The 15056-nt window shown below is 70.3% G+C and carries 9 protein-coding genes; 4 read left to right on the plus strand and 5 right to left on the minus strand.

Going from position 1 to position 15056, the window contains the following annotated elements:
- Window positions 1–14: 14 nt before the first annotated feature.
- Window positions 15–1223, minus strand: coding sequence for a winged helix-turn-helix domain-containing protein (locus ACFPIH_RS12345; RefSeq protein WP_381170017.1), 1209 nt, complete (start codon window positions 1221–1223; stop codon window positions 15–17).
- 83 nt (window positions 1224–1306) lie between these two features.
- Window positions 1307–1882: a GNAT family N-acetyltransferase gene (locus ACFPIH_RS12350; RefSeq protein WP_381170019.1), complete on the minus strand. Its 576-nt coding sequence runs from the start codon at window positions 1880–1882 to the stop codon at window positions 1307–1309.
- A gap of 280 nt (window positions 1883–2162) precedes the next feature.
- Here ACFPIH_RS12350 and secA point away from each other — a divergent pair, with 280 nt between their 5' ends.
- Entirely contained in the window at window positions 2163–4976 is a 2814-nt protein-coding gene (secA, locus tag ACFPIH_RS12355; protein ID WP_381170021.1) for a preprotein translocase subunit SecA, read from the plus strand.
- A 964-nt stretch (window positions 4977–5940) separates the two neighbouring features.
- On the opposite strand, the gene ACFPIH_RS12360 is transcribed toward secA, so the two are convergent.
- Window positions 5941–6441: an Rv3235 family protein gene (locus ACFPIH_RS12360; protein ID WP_381170023.1), complete on the minus strand. Its 501-nt coding sequence runs from the start codon at window positions 6439–6441 to the stop codon at window positions 5941–5943.
- Window positions 6442–6782: 341 nt separating this feature from the next.
- Between ACFPIH_RS12360 and ACFPIH_RS12365 the strand changes: the two genes are divergently transcribed.
- Both ACFPIH_RS12365 and ACFPIH_RS12370 read left to right on the plus strand, forming a co-directional pair.
- Window positions 6783–7298: a DUF6912 family protein gene (locus ACFPIH_RS12365; RefSeq protein ID WP_381170026.1), complete on the plus strand. Its 516-nt coding sequence runs from the start codon at window positions 6783–6785 to the stop codon at window positions 7296–7298.
- Between the two features lie 65 nt (window positions 7299–7363).
- On the plus strand, window positions 7364–8032 hold the full coding sequence (locus ACFPIH_RS12370; protein ID WP_381170694.1) for an HAD family hydrolase: 669 nt from the start codon (window positions 7364–7366) through the stop codon (window positions 8030–8032).
- Between the two features lie 76 nt (window positions 8033–8108).
- Here ACFPIH_RS12370 and ACFPIH_RS12375 read toward each other — a convergent pair whose 3' ends face one another.
- Entirely contained in the window at window positions 8109–8675 is a 567-nt protein-coding gene (locus ACFPIH_RS12375; RefSeq protein ID WP_381170028.1) for a DJ-1/PfpI family protein, read from the minus strand.
- Between the two features lie 536 nt (window positions 8676–9211).
- Between ACFPIH_RS12375 and ACFPIH_RS12380 the strand changes: the two genes are divergently transcribed.
- Complete coding sequence (locus ACFPIH_RS12380; protein WP_381170030.1) at window positions 9212–14158, plus strand: NAD-glutamate dehydrogenase; 4947 nt, start codon at window positions 9212–9214, stop codon at window positions 14156–14158.
- Between the two features lie 56 nt (window positions 14159–14214).
- On the opposite strand, the gene ACFPIH_RS12385 is transcribed toward ACFPIH_RS12380, so the two are convergent.
- Entirely contained in the window at window positions 14215–15051 is an 837-nt protein-coding gene (locus ACFPIH_RS12385) for an ABC transporter ATP-binding protein (RefSeq protein WP_381170696.1), read from the minus strand.
- Window positions 15052–15056: the final 5 nt, after the last annotated feature.

The raw sequence follows: 15056 nt of genomic DNA on the forward strand, positions 1-15056 counted from the left end.
TCAGGCCGGTCCGGTCAGCGCAGTGCGGTGATCAGGGCCCGGGTCACTTCCTGGGTGAGGGCGTCGCGCAGGTCCGGTGTGTCGACCCGTTCCACGCGGACGTCCGTGCAGTCCACCCAGCTCGCCGCCTCGACCAGGGCTTCGGCCACCGCGGGGACGGCCTTCGGGCCGTCCAGGGTGACCTGCTTGGCGACCAGGGTGCGGCCCTCGCGGGCCGGGTCCACGCGGCCGACGAGCCGGCCGCCCGCCAGGACCGGCATCGCGAAGTAGCCGTACACGCGCTTCGGTTTGGGGACGTACGCCTCCAGGCGGTGGGTGAAGCCGAAGATCCGCTCGGTGCGGGCCCGTTCCCAGACGAGTGAGTCGAAGGGGGACAGGAGCGTGGTGCGGTGGCGGCCGCGCGGGGGTGTCTCCAGGGCCTCCGGGTCGGCCCAGGCGGGCTTGGACCAGCCCTCGACCGTGACAGGGACCAGGCCGGAGTCGGCGATCACCGCGTCGACCTGGTCGCCCTTGAGGCGGTGGTAGTCGGCGATGTCCGCGCGGGTGCCGACGCCGAGGGAGCGGCCGGCCAGGCGGACCAGGCGGCGCAGGCACTCGGTGTCGTCCAGTTCGTCGTGCAGCAGGTCGGTGGGGATCGCGCGTTCGGCGAGGTCGTAGACGCGTTTCCATCCCCGGCGTTCGACGCAGACGACCTCGCCGTACATCAGGGCGCGCTCCACGGCGACCTTGGTGCCGGACCAGTCCCACCACTCGCTGGTCTTCTTCGCGCCGCCCAGCTCGGTGGCGGTGAGGGGGCCTTCGACGCGGAGCTGCTTGACGACCTGGTCGTAGGTGCCGTCGGGGAGGTCGTGGTTCCAGTGCGGGCGGCCCCGGTAGGCGCGGCGGCGGAAGGCGAAGTGGGGCCATTCCTCGATGGGGAGGATGCAGGCGGCGTGCGACCAGTACTCGAAGGCGTGGGGGCGTGCGGCGGGCGTGCCGATGTCCTGCTTCCAGTAGGCGTTTTCGACGGTCTTACGGCCTACGGCTCCCAGGCGGGCGTACGGGATCAGCTCGTGGGAGCGGGCCAGGACGGAGATGGTGTCGAGCTGTACCGCGCCGAGGTGGCGGAGGGTGCCGCGGACGCCCGCCCTGCGGTCGGGCGCGCCGAGGAATCCCTGTGCCTTGAGGGCGATGCGGCGGGCCTCGTCTGCGGAGAGCGCTGCGGTGGGGCGCGGGGTCGTCATGGGTCCGAACGATAAAGGGTGGGTCTGACAGTGGTGGTGAGCTGGGGGTTTGGGCCGGCTGGCGGTGACGGGAGGCGCTGAGGTCAGGTGCGGGACGGGGGCGGCAGGTAGGGGGCCGCCGACGGGAGGCTCAGGTCGGAGGGGAGCAGGGAGGCCACCCAGCAGTCGCGGCGTACGCCCTTGTTGTTGATGGCGGCGCGGAGGGTGCCCTCCAGGGTGAATCCGGCGTGTTCGGCGACCGCGAGGGAGGGGGTGTTGCCGACTTCGGCGCGCCATTCGACGCGGTCGATGGCGAGGTGGGTGAAGGCCCAGCGGGCGGCGGTGAGGGCGGCCTCGGTGGTGTAGCCGTGGCCGCGGTGTTCCTTGGCGGTCCAGAAGCCGATCTCGGCGGTGCCGAGGGAGCGCAGGGTGAGGCTGAGCATGCCGGTGAGGGGGCCGTCGGGGAGGAAGACGCCGAAGGTGAACATCGAGCCGTCGGCCCAGCCCTCGGGGGCGAGTTGCTCGGTGAAGCTGCGGGCGTGTTCGGGGAGGTAGGGGGAGGGGATGGTGGTCCAGCGCTGGATGTCGGGGTCCTGGACGGCCGTGTACACGGCGTCGGCGTCCTGGGGGCCGACCGGGCGCAGGACCAGGCGGTGGGTGGCGAGGGTGACGGGCTCCATCGGGCGATTCTGCGCGGGGTGCCCGGCGGGTGCCAATGTTTTGCCGAGTGTGAGCGGGTGATCACAATTCGTGCAATTCGTCTGCCGGACGCGGCACCATCGGCGGGGCCCGGCCGTTGTCCTGTTTGAAGAAGATTTTGGAGCGTGTGCGCGACTGTGCGCGGTCCTCGTCACGGCAGGCCTCCCGGCGTGGCGGGGTCCTCGCATACGATGGCCGTTGCTCAGTGAGTCATTTGGAAACCGACCGTGCCAGGCCCGACCGGCAAGGAGACCAACCCCCGTGTCCGTCCTCTCAAAGATCATGCGTGCAGGCGAAGGCAAAATCCTGCGCAAGCTGCACCGCATCGCGGACCAGGTCAACTCCATCGAAGAGGACTTCGTCGACCTCTCCGACGCCGAGCTGCGGGCCCTCACCGATGAGTACAAGCAGCGTTACGCTGACGGTGAGAGCCTGGACGACCTGTTGCCCGAGGCGTTCGCCACTGTGCGCGAGGCCGCCAAGCGTGTGCTGGGCCAGCGCCACTACGACGTGCAGCTCATGGGCGGTGCCGCCCTGCACCTCGGCTATGTGGCCGAGATGAAGACCGGTGAGGGCAAGACGCTCGTCGGCACGCTCCCCGCGTACCTGAACGCGATTTCCGGCGAAGGCGTGCACCTGATCACGGTGAACGACTATCTGGCCGAGCGCGACTCCGAGATGATGGGGCGCGTCCACAAGTTCCTGGGGCTGGACGTCGGCTGCATCCTGGCCAACATGACGCCGGCCCAGCGCCGCGAGCAGTATCTGTGCGACATCACGTACGGCACGAACAACGAGTTCGGCTTCGACTATCTGCGCGACAACATGGCGTGGGCCCAGGACGAGCTCGTGCAGCGCGGCCACAACTTCGCCATCGTCGACGAGGTCGACTCCATCCTGGTCGACGAGGCCCGTACGCCGCTCATCATCTCCGGCCCGGCGGACCAGGCCACCAAGTGGTACGGCGACTTCGCCAAGCTGGTGACCCGCTTGAAGCGGGGCGAGGTGGGCAACCCGCTGAAGGGTCTCGAGGAGACCGGCGACTACGACGTCGACGAGAAGAAGCGCACGGTCGCGATCCATGAGTCGGGTGTCTCGAAGGTCGAGGACTGGCTGGGCATCGACAACCTCTACGAGTCGGTGAACACGCCTCTGGTGGGCTACCTGAACAACGCCATCAAGGCGAAGGAGCTCTTCAAGAAGGACAAGGACTACGTCGTCATCGACGGCGAGGTCATGATCGTCGACGAGCACACCGGCCGTATCCTCGCCGGCCGCCGCTACAACGAGGGCATGCACCAGGCGATCGAGGCGAAGGAAGGGGTGGACATCAAGGACGAGAACCAGACCCTTGCCACGATCACCCTGCAGAACTTCTTCCGCCTCTACGGCAAGCTGTCCGGGATGACCGGTACGGCGATGACCGAGGCCGCGGAGTTCCACCAGATCTACAAGCTCGGCGTGGTCCCGATCCCGACGAACCGGCCGATGGTCCGCAAGGACCAGTCGGACCTGATCTACCGCACCGAGGTCGCGAAGTTCGAGGCGGTCGTCGACGACATCGCCGAGAAGCACGAGAAGGGGCAGCCGATCCTCGTCGGCACGACGTCCGTCGAGAAGTCGGAGTACCTCTCGCAGCAGCTCTCCAAGCGCGGCATCCAGCACGAGGTGCTGAACGCGAAGCAGCACGACCGTGAGGCGCCGATCATCGCCCAGGCCGGCCGCAAGGGCGCTGTGACGGTCGCCACCAACATGGCCGGCCGTGGTACGGACATCAAGCTCGGCGGCAACCCCGACGACCTCGCCGAGGCGGAGCTGCGTCAGCGCGGCCTCGACCCCGACGAGCACATCGAGGAGTGGGCCGCGGCCCTGCCCGCCGCCCTGGAGAAGGCCGAGCAGGCGGTCAAGGCGGAGTTCGAGGAGGTCAAGGACCTCGGCGGGCTCTATGTCCTCGGTACCGAGCGGCACGAGTCGCGGCGTATCGACAACCAGCTGCGCGGTCGTTCCGGCCGTCAGGGCGACCCGGGCGAGTCCCGGTTCTACCTGTCGCTGGGTGACGACCTGATGCGGCTGTTCAAGGCGCAGATGGTCGAGCGTGTGATGTCGATGGCGAACGTCCCGGACGACGTGCCGATCGAGAACAAGATGGTCACGCGCGCGATCGCGTCCGCGCAGTCGCAGGTCGAGCAGCAGAACTTCGAGACCCGTAAGAACGTTCTGAAGTACGACGAGGTCCTCAACCGGCAGCGTGAGGTCATCTACGGCGAGCGGCGCCGCGTCCTGGAGGGCGAGGACCTGCAGGAGCAGGTCGTGCACTTCATGGACGACACGATCGACGCGTACATCTCCGCGGAGACCGCCGAGGGCTTCCCGGAGGACTGGGACCTGGACCGTCTGTGGGGCGCGTTCAAGCAGCTGTACCCGGTGAAGATCACCGTGGACGAGCTGGAGGAGGCGGCCGGTGACCGGGCCGGTCTGACCGCCGAGTTCATCTCCGAGTCCATCAAGGACGACATCCACGACCAGTACGAGGCGCGGGAGACGCAGCTCGGCTCCGAGATCATGCGTGAGCTGGAGCGGCGGGTCGTGCTGTCGGTCCTGGACCGCAAGTGGCGTGAGCACCTCTACGAGATGGACTACCTCCAGGAGGGCATCGGTCTGCGCGCGATGGCGCAGAAGGACCCTCTGGTCGAGTACCAGCGCGAGGGCTTCGACATGTTCTCCGCGATGATGGACGGCATCAAGGAGGAGTCCGTCGGCTACCTGTTCAACCTGGAGGTCCAGGTCGAGCAGCAGGTCGAGGAGGTGCCGGTCGAGGACTCGGCGCCGGTCGACATGGAGAAGCAGGACGTGGTGCCGGCGCAGGCGGGCTCGCGTCCGGAGATCCGTGCCAAGGGGCTCGACGCCCCGCAGCGGCGGAACCTGCACTTCTCCGCGCCGACGGTGGACGGCGAGGGCGGCACCATCGAGGGCGAGTTCGATGACGACGAGGAGCCCGTGCGGTCCGAGGCCGACGGCCTCACGCGCGCGGAGCGCCGCAAGCAGGCGAAGGCGGGGCGGCGCCGCAAGAAGTAGGCGCCGCGCGGGGTAGCCGCCGTGAGGGGCGGGCGCCGCGAAATGTAGCCGCCGCGAGTGGTGGGCTACGGCGTGTGTGTCTGCGGGTCGCTGCCTGGGGTGGCGGTGCTGCGGGAGGCGTGGCGGTGGTTGGTGGGGCCGGGGCACCTGGATGGTGGCCCGGCCCTTTGGTGTGTGCGGCGCGGGGGCTCGTGAGGGGGTGAAGGCAGCTCCCAGGTCCCCCAGCCCCTGGTGCATGGCGGGGCGGGGGACGTCGAGCGTCCGGCGCGGGGGTTTGTGTGAGGGGGCGGGGGCGGGGGCCGGGGCGGGCTGCGGGGCTGTGTCGTGTGGGGTTGGCTCGCCTTCAGCCTTGTGGGGTGTGCGGGCTGCGGTCCTTCGCCGTGCGGTGTGTGCCGCGAGGGGGAGGCGCTGTGAGGCGTTGAGACCCCGTCTCGGCGCACGGGTGGAGTTGAGGGCCGTTGGCCACACGGGAGAGGCCGTGGGGAGCGCCCAGAGCCCACGGTGGGCCACAGGGGCGTCCAGGGTCCAGGTGCTGGCGAGTGGGGAGGCCGGTCGGGGTGTCGGGGGCCTGGCTGGGCGTGTGCGAGGGGTTGGGGTGTCGGGGGCATGGGCCCGGGGGTGCGAGGGGGTTGGGGTGTCGGGGGGCGTGGCCCGGGGTGTGCGAGAGGCCGGGGCGTTGAGGGCTCGGGCTTCGGCATGTGTGGGGGGCGTTGGGAGCGGCCCAGCCCCCGGCGCGTGCGGGATGCCGGGGCGTTGAGCGGCCTGGCCCGGCGTGGCGTGTGCGGGATTCCGGGGCGTCGGGGGGCCTGGGGTGGCGTGTGCGGGAGGTTGTGGCGAGTTGCCCCGGGTCTCCCCGGGTCTGGTGCCTCGGGGCCCTCAGGGGTCGGTTCATGGGGTGTGGCCGGCCCCGGGGCCTTCGGTGGTCGGTCGTCCTGGGTGTGGCCGGCCCCGTGGGCTCCGGTGGTCAGTCGTCCGGGGTGTGTTGCCTGCGGGGGCCGCCCAGTTCTACCGCTGTGCAGCGCCAGCGGTGGTCGTTGCCGAGTTCCAGGCGGAAGGCCATGGCGCGCAGGCGGTCGCCGGCGCCGATGCGGGCGAAGGCCTCGATCGCGCCGGGGCGTGGCACGAAGTAGCCGATGTCGCGGACGGTGGGGCGGACGCCGTGGGCGGTGCGCAGGGGGCCGCGTTCGGCGAGGTGGGCGAGGTCGTCGTAGGCGCGGCCCACGGTGTGGCGGAGCATGAAGTGGACGGGGCGTTGGCCGGTCAGGACCGCCAGGAGCCGGTCGGCGAAGAGGTCGGTGGGCCGGGGGCCCGAAGGGGAGGACGGGGGTGTTGGTGGGGTCGTGGGGGGTGTGGTGCGGGTCTGGCGGGTGCGGGGTGGGGTGTTGCCGGCGGGGCGGCGGGGGTCGCGGCGGCCCGGAGGGCGGGTGCCGGGGCTGTGCTGCATCCTCGTCATGACCTTGTTCATCGTGTCCCCGTTCGATCGACTTGATGGGTGCGGCCGACCCGGGTGGTACCGGGCGGTAACTTTCCGTTGCCGATCTTGTACGGGGTCGCGGATCGTGAGGGCAAGGTTGCGGAGAGTCGTGATAGGGGTCGGGGGAGGTTCACCTATCAGGGTGGCCGGGGGAGGGGAAAGGCCTGGGAGGCGGCTTGGCGGGGGTGAAATCCGAGGCGTGGAGTGGACGGCGGGAGAGGCGTCGGCGGGGACTCGAAAGGGGACTCCCGCACGTATCCTGAAGGTCCTTCGAGCACGGTCTCCGGGCCGGGTTCGAGCACCGTCCCCGACCTGAGAGCGAGCGGCCCGTCATGCGCGTCTACGTTCCCCTGACCCTCCCCGGCCTCGCCGAGGCGCACAAGACGGGGGAGCTGGGGTCCGGGCCGCTCGTCGCGTACGCCGTCACGCCCGCGCTGCGCGAGTGGTACCTCTCCGACGACATCGAGGAGCTGGAGTACGCCGCCCTCAGTCGGGCCGCGCTGGGCTCGCTGCGCCTGCTGGCGACGGAGCCGGGTGCGCCGCGGCGGCGGGTCGTGGTCGCCGTCGACGTACCCGACCGGATGGCCGTGGCCGACCCCGACCGGGGGCTGGATCCCGCGGCGCTCGGCGAGGTGCGGGTGTCGGGGACGGTGCGGCTCGTCAAGGCGGCCTCGGTGCATGTCGACGCGGGGGACGCGGAGACGGACGTGGCGGCTGCGGCGTCGGCGCTCGCGGCGGCGGACGGCGGGGACGACGACGCGCAGTTCGTCGTGGACGGGGCGGAGGACCACGAGCTGCTGTGGTTCGCCACGCAGGAGATCCCGGGCCTGGTGGGAACGGGCGACTGAGGCCCCGCGGAATCCGCGTCGGCTCTTCGTTGTCAGTGGCCGCGGGTACGTTTTCGGGTATGGGGATGCAGCAGCAGGAAGCGGCGCACATCGTCTGGGACTGGAACGGGACGCTGCTCAACGACAACGACGCGATCATCGGGGCGACGAACGCGGCCTTCGCCGAACTGGGGCTGGAGCCGCTGACACTGGAGCGGTACCGGGCGCTGTACTGCGTGCCGGTGCCGAAGTTCTACGAGCGGCTGATGGGGCGGCTGCCGACGGACGCCGAGTGGGAGGCCATGGACGAGGTGTTCCACCGGTACTACGCCCAGCACCGGGTGGGGTGCGGGCTCACCGAGGGGGCGGTGGAACTGCTCACCGGGTGGCGGTCGGCGGGGCACAGCCAGTCCCTGCTGAGCATGTACGTGCACGAGGAACTGGTGCCGGTGGTGCGCGGTTTCGGCATCGAGCCGCACTTCGTCCGGGTGGACGGGCGGGTGGGGCCGTCCGGCGGGAGCAAGGCGGAGCACATGGTGCGGCATCTCGCCGCGCTGGGGAGGCGGGTGGAGCCGACACGGACCGTGGTGATCGGGGACGCGGCGGATGACGCGGTGGCGGCGTTGCACGCGGGGGCGCGGGCCGTGCTGTACACCGGCGGGTCGCACAGCCGGGCGAGTCTGGAGGCGGTGGGCGTGCCGGTGGTGGACTCGCTGACGGAGGCGGTGGAGGTCGCGGGGAGACTGGCCGCGTGACCCACCGGGCGACCGGCGACCGGCCCCAGGTGGTCGGTCGCAGGGGGTCCGCCCCAGGTGGTAGGTCGCATGCGGCTCAGGTCGCCGGGGCCTTGGTGCGCAGTACCTTCAGGAACTCTCGCATCCAGGCCGGATGGTCCGGCCAGGCGCGGGAGGAGACGAGGGTGCCGTCGACCACGGCCTCGGCGTCCTGGAAGGTGGCGCCCGCCGACTGCATGTCGAGTTCCAGGGCCGGGTAGGCCGTGACGCGGCGGCCGCTCAGGGCGTCGGCGGCCGCGGTGAGCAGAGGGCCGTGGCAGATCTGGGCGACCGGCTTGTCCGCGTCGAAGAACGACTTGAGGATCTTGCGCAGTTCGGGGTCGTTGCGCAGGTACTCGGGGGCGCGGCCGCCGGGGATGACCACGGCCGCGTACTGGCCGGGGTCGACCTCGGAGAAGGCGAGGTCGGCGGGCCAGGTGTAGCCGGGTTTCTCGGTGTAGGTGTCGAAGCCGGGCTCGAAGTCGTGGACGACGAACCGGAGCTTCTTGCGGGTGGGGGCGGCGATATGGACCTCGTAGCCCTCCTCGCACAGGCGCTGGTAGGGGTAGAGGACTTCCAGGGACTCTGCTGCGTCCCCGGTGACGACGAGGATCTTCGTGGTCATGGCGGACGGCTCCTCTCGAAAGAGCGGTGGGCCCGCTTTCAGGGTGGCGCGCGGCAGCGCCGACGTCGACCCACCCGCGCGGAACAGTCGACCACGCCCCCTTTTGTCTCTGTGCAGAACGTCAAACATCCGGCCCCGGTTTTGTACACATACGGCTCATGACGGGCCCCCGGAAAGGAGCGATAGCCTTAGTGGCGTGATCAGCGCGATAGCTCGCGGGGGTGTTGCTGCCCCTGCCCTGCGCCCGGTACGTACGGACCTGTTCCGCGACCGGGTGGCGGACGCTGGTACACGCGGGCGGGACCGGGGCACACGGGGCCCCAGGACGCCGTACACGCCCCGGAAGCGCGCGGCTCGGAGAGCAGTGTCACACCCCGGAGTCGTGTCGAGAATGGCTGATTGCCCCCCGCTCATCTCACCTTGCGGCATAGCGTCGGAGCAGACCGGAGACCCCGCGTCGCGGCGTTACGTCGGAGGGGAAGAGACCGTACTTCCTTCTACGTCACGCAACGGCGCGCGACAGGAGCCAGAGGACAATGCAGACCAAGCTGGACGAAGCCAAGGCCGAGCTGCTCGAGAGGGCGGCGCGGGTCGCTGAGAACAGCCCGGTCGGGGGGCACCTACCGACTGGGGCGACGAGCGAGGCCGCTCCGGGCACCCCGGACCAAGAATCCCTGTTCGCCTTTCTGCAGCGCTACTACCTCCACACCGCCCCGGAAGACCTCGGCGACCGCGACCCGGTCGACATCTTCGGAGCCGCGCTCTCCCACTACCGGTTGGCCGAGAACCGTCCACAGGGCACGGCCAACGTCCGGGTCCACACGCCGACCGTCGAGGAGAACGGGTGGACGTGCAGCCACTCCGTGGTCGAGGTCGTCACCGACGACATGCCGTTCCTCGTCGACTCCGTCACCAATGAGCTGTCCCGGCAGGGCCGGGGGATCCATCTGGTCATCCATCCGCAGGTCGTCGTACGGCGTGATGTGACCGGCAGGCTGATCGAGGTGCTGGGCGCGCCGTCGGCCGCCGGGGACCTCCCGCACGACGCGCACGTCGAGTCCTGGATCCATGTCGAGACGGACCGCGAGAGCGACCGGGCCGATCTGAAGCAGATCACCGCCGATCTGCTGCGGGTGCTGTCCGACGTCCGTGAGGCCGTCGAGGACTGGGAGAAGATGCGGGACGCGGCGCTGCGGATCGCCGACGACCTGCCCGCCGAGCCCGTTCCCGGTGATCTGGCCTCGCCCGAGGTCGAGGAGGCCCGTGAGCTGCTGCGCTGGCTCGCCGCCGACCACTTCACCTTCCTGGGGTACCGGGAGTACCAGCTGCGCGGGGACGACGCCCTGGCGGCGGTGCCCGGTACGGGGCTGGGGATCCTGCGGTCCGATCCGCACCACTCCGAGGTCGACGCCCATCCGGTCAGCCCGTCCTTCGAGCGGCTTCCGGCCGACGCGCGTGCCAAGGCGCGCGAGCACAAGCTGCTCGTGCTGACCAAGGCCAACAGCCGGGCCACCGTGCACCGGCCGTCGTACCTCGACTACGTGGGTGTGAAGAAGTTCGACGCCGACGGGAACGTGATCGGTGAGCGGCGCTTCCTCGGTCTGTTCTCCTCCGCCGCCTACACCGAGTCCGTGGTGCGGGTGCCCGTGGTGCGCCGCAAGGCCGAGGCCGTGCTGAAGGGCGCCGGGTTCTCGCCCAACAGCCACGACGGGCGCGACCTGCTCCAGATCATGGAGACCTACCCGCGCGACGAGCTCTTCCAGACCCCGGTGGACGAGCTGCGCACCATCGTCACGTCCGTGCTCTACCTGCAGGAACGGCGCCGGCTGCGGCTCTACCTGCGGCAGGACGAGTACGGGCGCTACTACTCGGCGCTCGTCTACCTGCCCCGCGACCGGTACACGACCGGTGTGCGGCTGCGGATCATCGACATCCTGAAGGAGGAGCTCGGCGGCATCAGCGTCGACTTCACCGCCTGGAACACCGAGTCGATCCTCTCCCGGCTGCACTTCGTGGTCCGTGTGCCGCAGGGCACCGAGCTGCCGCAGCTCAGCGACGCCGACAAGGACCGTATCGAGGCCCGTCTGGTGGAGGCCGCCCGGTCCTGGGCCGACGCCTTCGGCGAGGCGCTGAACGTGGAGTGCGGGGAGGAGCGGACCGCCGAGCTGCTGCGCCGCTACAGCAACGCCTTCCCGGAGGGCTACAAGGCCGACCACACCCCGCGCGCCGCGGTCGCCGACCTGGTCCATCTCGAACGGCTCACCGAGGAGCAGAGCTTCGCGCTCAGCCTGTACGAGCCCGTCGGCGCCGCTCCCGACGAGCGCCGCTTCAAGATCTACCGCAAGGGCGACGCGATCTCCCTGTCCGCGGTGCTGCCGGTGCTCAGCCGGCTCGGTGTCGAGGTCATCGACGAGCGGCCGTACGAACTGCGCTGCACGGACCGCAGCGTGTCCTGGATCTACGACTTCGGGCTGCGCATCCCGCCGGCGCTGGGCGGGGGCACCACCGACCTGCTCGGGGACGACGGGCGCGAGCGGTTCCAGGAGGCGTTCGCCGCGACCTGGACCGGCGGCGCGGAGAACGACGGGTTCAACGCGCTGGTGCTGGGTGCCGGGCTGAGCTGGCGGCAGGCGATGGTGCTGCGCGCGTACGCCAAGTACCTGCGCCAGGCCGGGTCGACGTTCAGCCAGGACTACATGGAGGACACCCTCCGCACGAACGTCCACACCACCCGGCTCCTCGTCTCCCTGTTCGAGGCGCGGATGTCGCCGGACCGGCAGCGCGCCGGGCACGAGATCGTGGACGCTCTCCTGGAGGAGCTGGACGCGGCCCTCGACCAGGTGGCCTCGCTCGACGAGGACCGCATCCTGCGTTCCTTCCTGACCGTCATCAAGGCGACCCTGCGCACCAACGTCTTCCAGAAGACCGCCGACGGCACGCCGCACGCGTACGTGTCGATGAAGTTCGACCCGCAGGCCATCCCGGACCTGCCCGCGCCCCGGCCGGCGTTCGAGATCTGGGTGTACTCGCCCCGGGTGGAGGGTGTGCACCTGCGGTTCGGGAAGGTCGCGCGCGGCGGTCTGCGCTGGTCCGACCGGCGGGAGGACTTCCGGACCGAGATCCTCGGCCTGGTGAAGGCGCAGATGGTGAAGAACACCGTCATCGTGCCGGTCGGCGCCAAGGGCGGCTTCGTCGCGAAGCAGCTGCCCGACCCGGCCGCGGACCGCGACGCGTGGCTCGCCGAGGGCATCGCCAGCTACAAGACGTTCATCTCGGCGCTGCTCGACATCACCGACAACATGGTCGCCGGGGAGGTCGTGCCGCCGGCCGAGGTGGTCCGGCACGACGGGGACGACACCTACCTGGTGGTCGCGGCCGACAAGGGCACGGCGACGTTCTCCGACATCGCCAACGAGGTCGCCGGGTCGTACGGCTTCTGGCTCGGGGACGCCTTCGCCTCCGGCGGCTCGGCCGGCTACGACCACAAGGGCATGGGCATCACCGCCCGCGGTGCCTGGGAGTCCGTCAAGCGGCACTTCCGCGAGCTGGGCGTGGACACCCAGAGCGAGGACTTCACGGTCGTCGGCATCGGCGACATGTCCGGCGACGTGTTCGGCAACGGCATGCTGCTGTCCGAACACATCCGCCTGATCGCCGCCTTCGACCACCGGCACATCTTCATCGACCCCAAGCCGGACGCCGCGACCTCCTACGCCGAGCGCCGCCGCCTGTTCGAGCTGCCGCGCTCCAGCTGGGCCGACTACGACACCGGGCTGCTCTCGACGGGCGGCGGGATCTTCCCGCGCACCGCCAAGGCCATCCCCGTCAACGGGCACATCCGTGAGGCGCTCGGTATCGCGGCGGGTGTCGTCAAGATGACCCCGGCCGACCTGATGAAGGCGATCCTGGGCGCGTCGGTCGACCTGCTGTGGAACGGCGGTATCGGCACGTACGTCAAGGCGAGCACGGAGTCGAACGCGGACGTCGGCGACAAGGCCAACGACTCGATCCGCGTCGACGGCCAGGACCTGCGGGTCAAGGTCGTCGGCGAGGGCGGCAACCTGGGTCTGACCCAGCTCGGCCGGATCGAGTTCGCCCGCATCGGCGGCAAGATCAACACGGACGCGATCGACAACAGCGCCGGGGTGGACACCTCCGACCACGAGGTGAACATCAAGATCCTGCTCAACGGGCTGGTCACGGACGGCGACATGACCGTCAAGCAGCGCAACAAGCTGCTCGCGGAGATGACCGACGAGGTCGGCCGGCTCGTCCTGCGCAACAACTACGCGCAGAACACGGCGATCGCCAACGCCCTCGCCCAGTCCCAGGACATGCTCCACGCCCAGCAGCGCTTCATCCGCCACCTGGTCCGCGAGGGGCACCTCGACCGGGCGCTGGAGTTCCTGCCGGCCGACCGGCAGATCCGCGAACGGCTCGCCGCGGGGCAGGGCCTGACCGGCGCGGAGACGGCCGTCCTGCTGGCGTACACGAAGATCACCGTGTCGGACGAGCTGCTGCACACCTCGCTGCCGGACGACCCCTACCTGCGCGGTCTGCTGTACGCGTACTTCCCGAGCGCGCTGCGCGAGAAGTTCCCCGAGTACATCGACAGCCACCCGCTGCGCCGTGAGATCACCACGACCGTGCTGGTCAACGACACGGTCAACACGGGCGGTACGACGTATCTGCACCGGCTGCGGGAGGAGACGGGGGCCTCGCTGGAGGAGATCGTGCGGGCGCAGGCCGCGGCCCGGGCGATCTTCAGGTCGGCGCCCGTGTGGGACGCGGTCGAGGCACTCGACAACCGGGTCGAGGCCGCCGTACAGACCCGGATCCGGCTGCACTCGCGGCGGCTGGTCGAGCGCGGCACGCGCTGGCTGCTCAACAACCGGCCGCAGCCGCTCCAGCTCGCCGAGACCGTCGAGTTCTTCGCCGAGCGCGTCGAGCAGGTGTGGTCGCAGCTGACCAAGCTGCTGCGCGGCGCGGACCTGGAGTGGTGGCAGAAGATCTACGACGAGCTGACCGGCGCCGGTGTCCCGGACGAGGTCGCGACGCGGGTCGCCGGGTTCTCCTCGGCGTTCCCGGCGCTGGACATCGTCTCGGTGGCCGACCGCACGGGCAAGGATCCGCTGGCCGTCGCCGAGGTGTACTACGACCTCGCCGACCGGCTGCACATCACGCAGCTGATGGACCGGATCATCGAGCTGCCGCGTGCAGACCGCTGGCAGTCCATGGCCCGCGCCTCCATCCGCGAGGACCTGTACGCCGCCCACGCGGCGCTGACCTCGGACGTCCTGGCCTCCGGCAACGGCGCCTCGACGCCGGAGCAGCGGTTCAAGGCGTGGGACGAGAAGAACGCGGCGATCCTCGGCCGGGCGCGGACGACTCTGGAGGAGATCCAGAGCTCGGAGACGTTCGACCTGGCGAATCTGTCGGTGGCCATGCGGACGATGCGGACGCTGCTGCGGGCGCATTCGTAGGCGGGAAACGAAGGGCGCCCCCGGTCCTCCGGGGGCGCCCTTGGTCTGTCTACGGCTCAGACGGTCGCGGTGACCGCGGGCTTGGGCTTGGCGGCGGGCTTCTTCGGTTTGCCGTCGCCGCTGAACTTCTCGTAGGCCTCCATGACCTCTTCCGTCGGGCCGTCCATCCGCAGTTCGCCGCGCTCCAGCCAGAGCACCCGCTCGCAGGTCTCGCGGATGGTGCTGTTGCTGTGGCTGACCAGGAAGACGGTGCCGGCGTGCTCGCGCATCTCACGGATCCGGTCCGCCGAGCGCTGCCGGAACAGGGCGTCGCCGGTGGCCAGCGCCTCGTCGATGAGGAGGACGTCGTGGTCCTTGGCGGCGGCGATGGAGAAGCGCAGCCGGGATCCCATGCCGGAGGAGTAGGTGCGCATGGGCAGGGAGATGAAGTCGCCCTTGTCGTTGATGCCGGAGAATTCGACGATCTGCTGGTAGCGCTCCTTGATCTGCTCCCGGGACATGCCCATGGCGAGGCCGCCGAGGTAGACGTTGCGCTCGCCGGTCAGATCGCCCATGAGGGCCGCGTTGACGCCGAGGAGGGAGGGCTGGCCGTCGGTGTAGATCCTGCCGTTCTCCACCGGGAGCAGGCCGGCGACGGCCTTCAGCAGCGTGGACTTGCCGGAGCCGTTGGTGCCGATCAGACCGATCGCCTCGCCCTTGTAGGCGACGAAGGAGACGTTCCGCACGGCGTGCACCAGGCGGGTGCCCGCGGCCTGCTCGGCACGCTTGCGGCGCATGATGCGGTTGAGGGCCGCCGTCGCGGAGCCCCGGCCGCCGCCGGTGCCGTTGACCCGGTAGACGATGTCGACGCCGTCGGCGATGACGGTGGGGGCGCGCTCGTCGGTGGGCTCCATGCCCA

It is taken from the genome of Streptomyces vulcanius, from assembly GCF_042653945.1.
Taxonomy (GTDB): domain Bacteria; phylum Actinomycetota; class Actinomycetes; order Streptomycetales; family Streptomycetaceae; genus Streptomyces; species Streptomyces mangrovi.

Coding starts and splice junctions, on each gene's coding strand:
- ACFPIH_RS12345 (WP_381170017.1), bottom strand. CDS start 1,223: ATGACGACCCCGCGCCCCACCGCAGCGCTCTCCGCAGACGAGGCCCGC.
- ACFPIH_RS12350 (WP_381170019.1), bottom strand. CDS start 1,882: ATGGAGCCCGTCACCCTCGCCACCCACCGCCTGGTCCTGCGCCCGGTC.
- ACFPIH_RS12360 (WP_381170023.1), bottom strand. CDS start 6,441: ATGAACAAGGTCATGACGAGGATGCAGCACAGCCCCGGCACCCGCCCT.
- ACFPIH_RS12365 (WP_381170026.1), top strand. CDS start 6,783: ATGCGCGTCTACGTTCCCCTGACCCTCCCCGGCCTCGCCGAGGCGCAC.
- ACFPIH_RS12370 (WP_381170694.1), top strand. CDS start 7,364: ATGCAGCAGCAGGAAGCGGCGCACATCGTCTGGGACTGGAACGGGACG.
- ACFPIH_RS12375 (WP_381170028.1), bottom strand. CDS start 8,675: ATGACCACGAAGATCCTCGTCGTCACCGGGGACGCAGCAGAGTCCCTG.
- ACFPIH_RS12380 (WP_381170030.1), top strand. CDS start 9,212: ATGCAGACCAAGCTGGACGAAGCCAAGGCCGAGCTGCTCGAGAGGGCG.
- ACFPIH_RS12385 (WP_381170696.1), bottom strand. CDS start 15,051: ATGGAGCCCACCGACGAGCGCGCCCCCACCGTCATCGCCGACGGCGTC.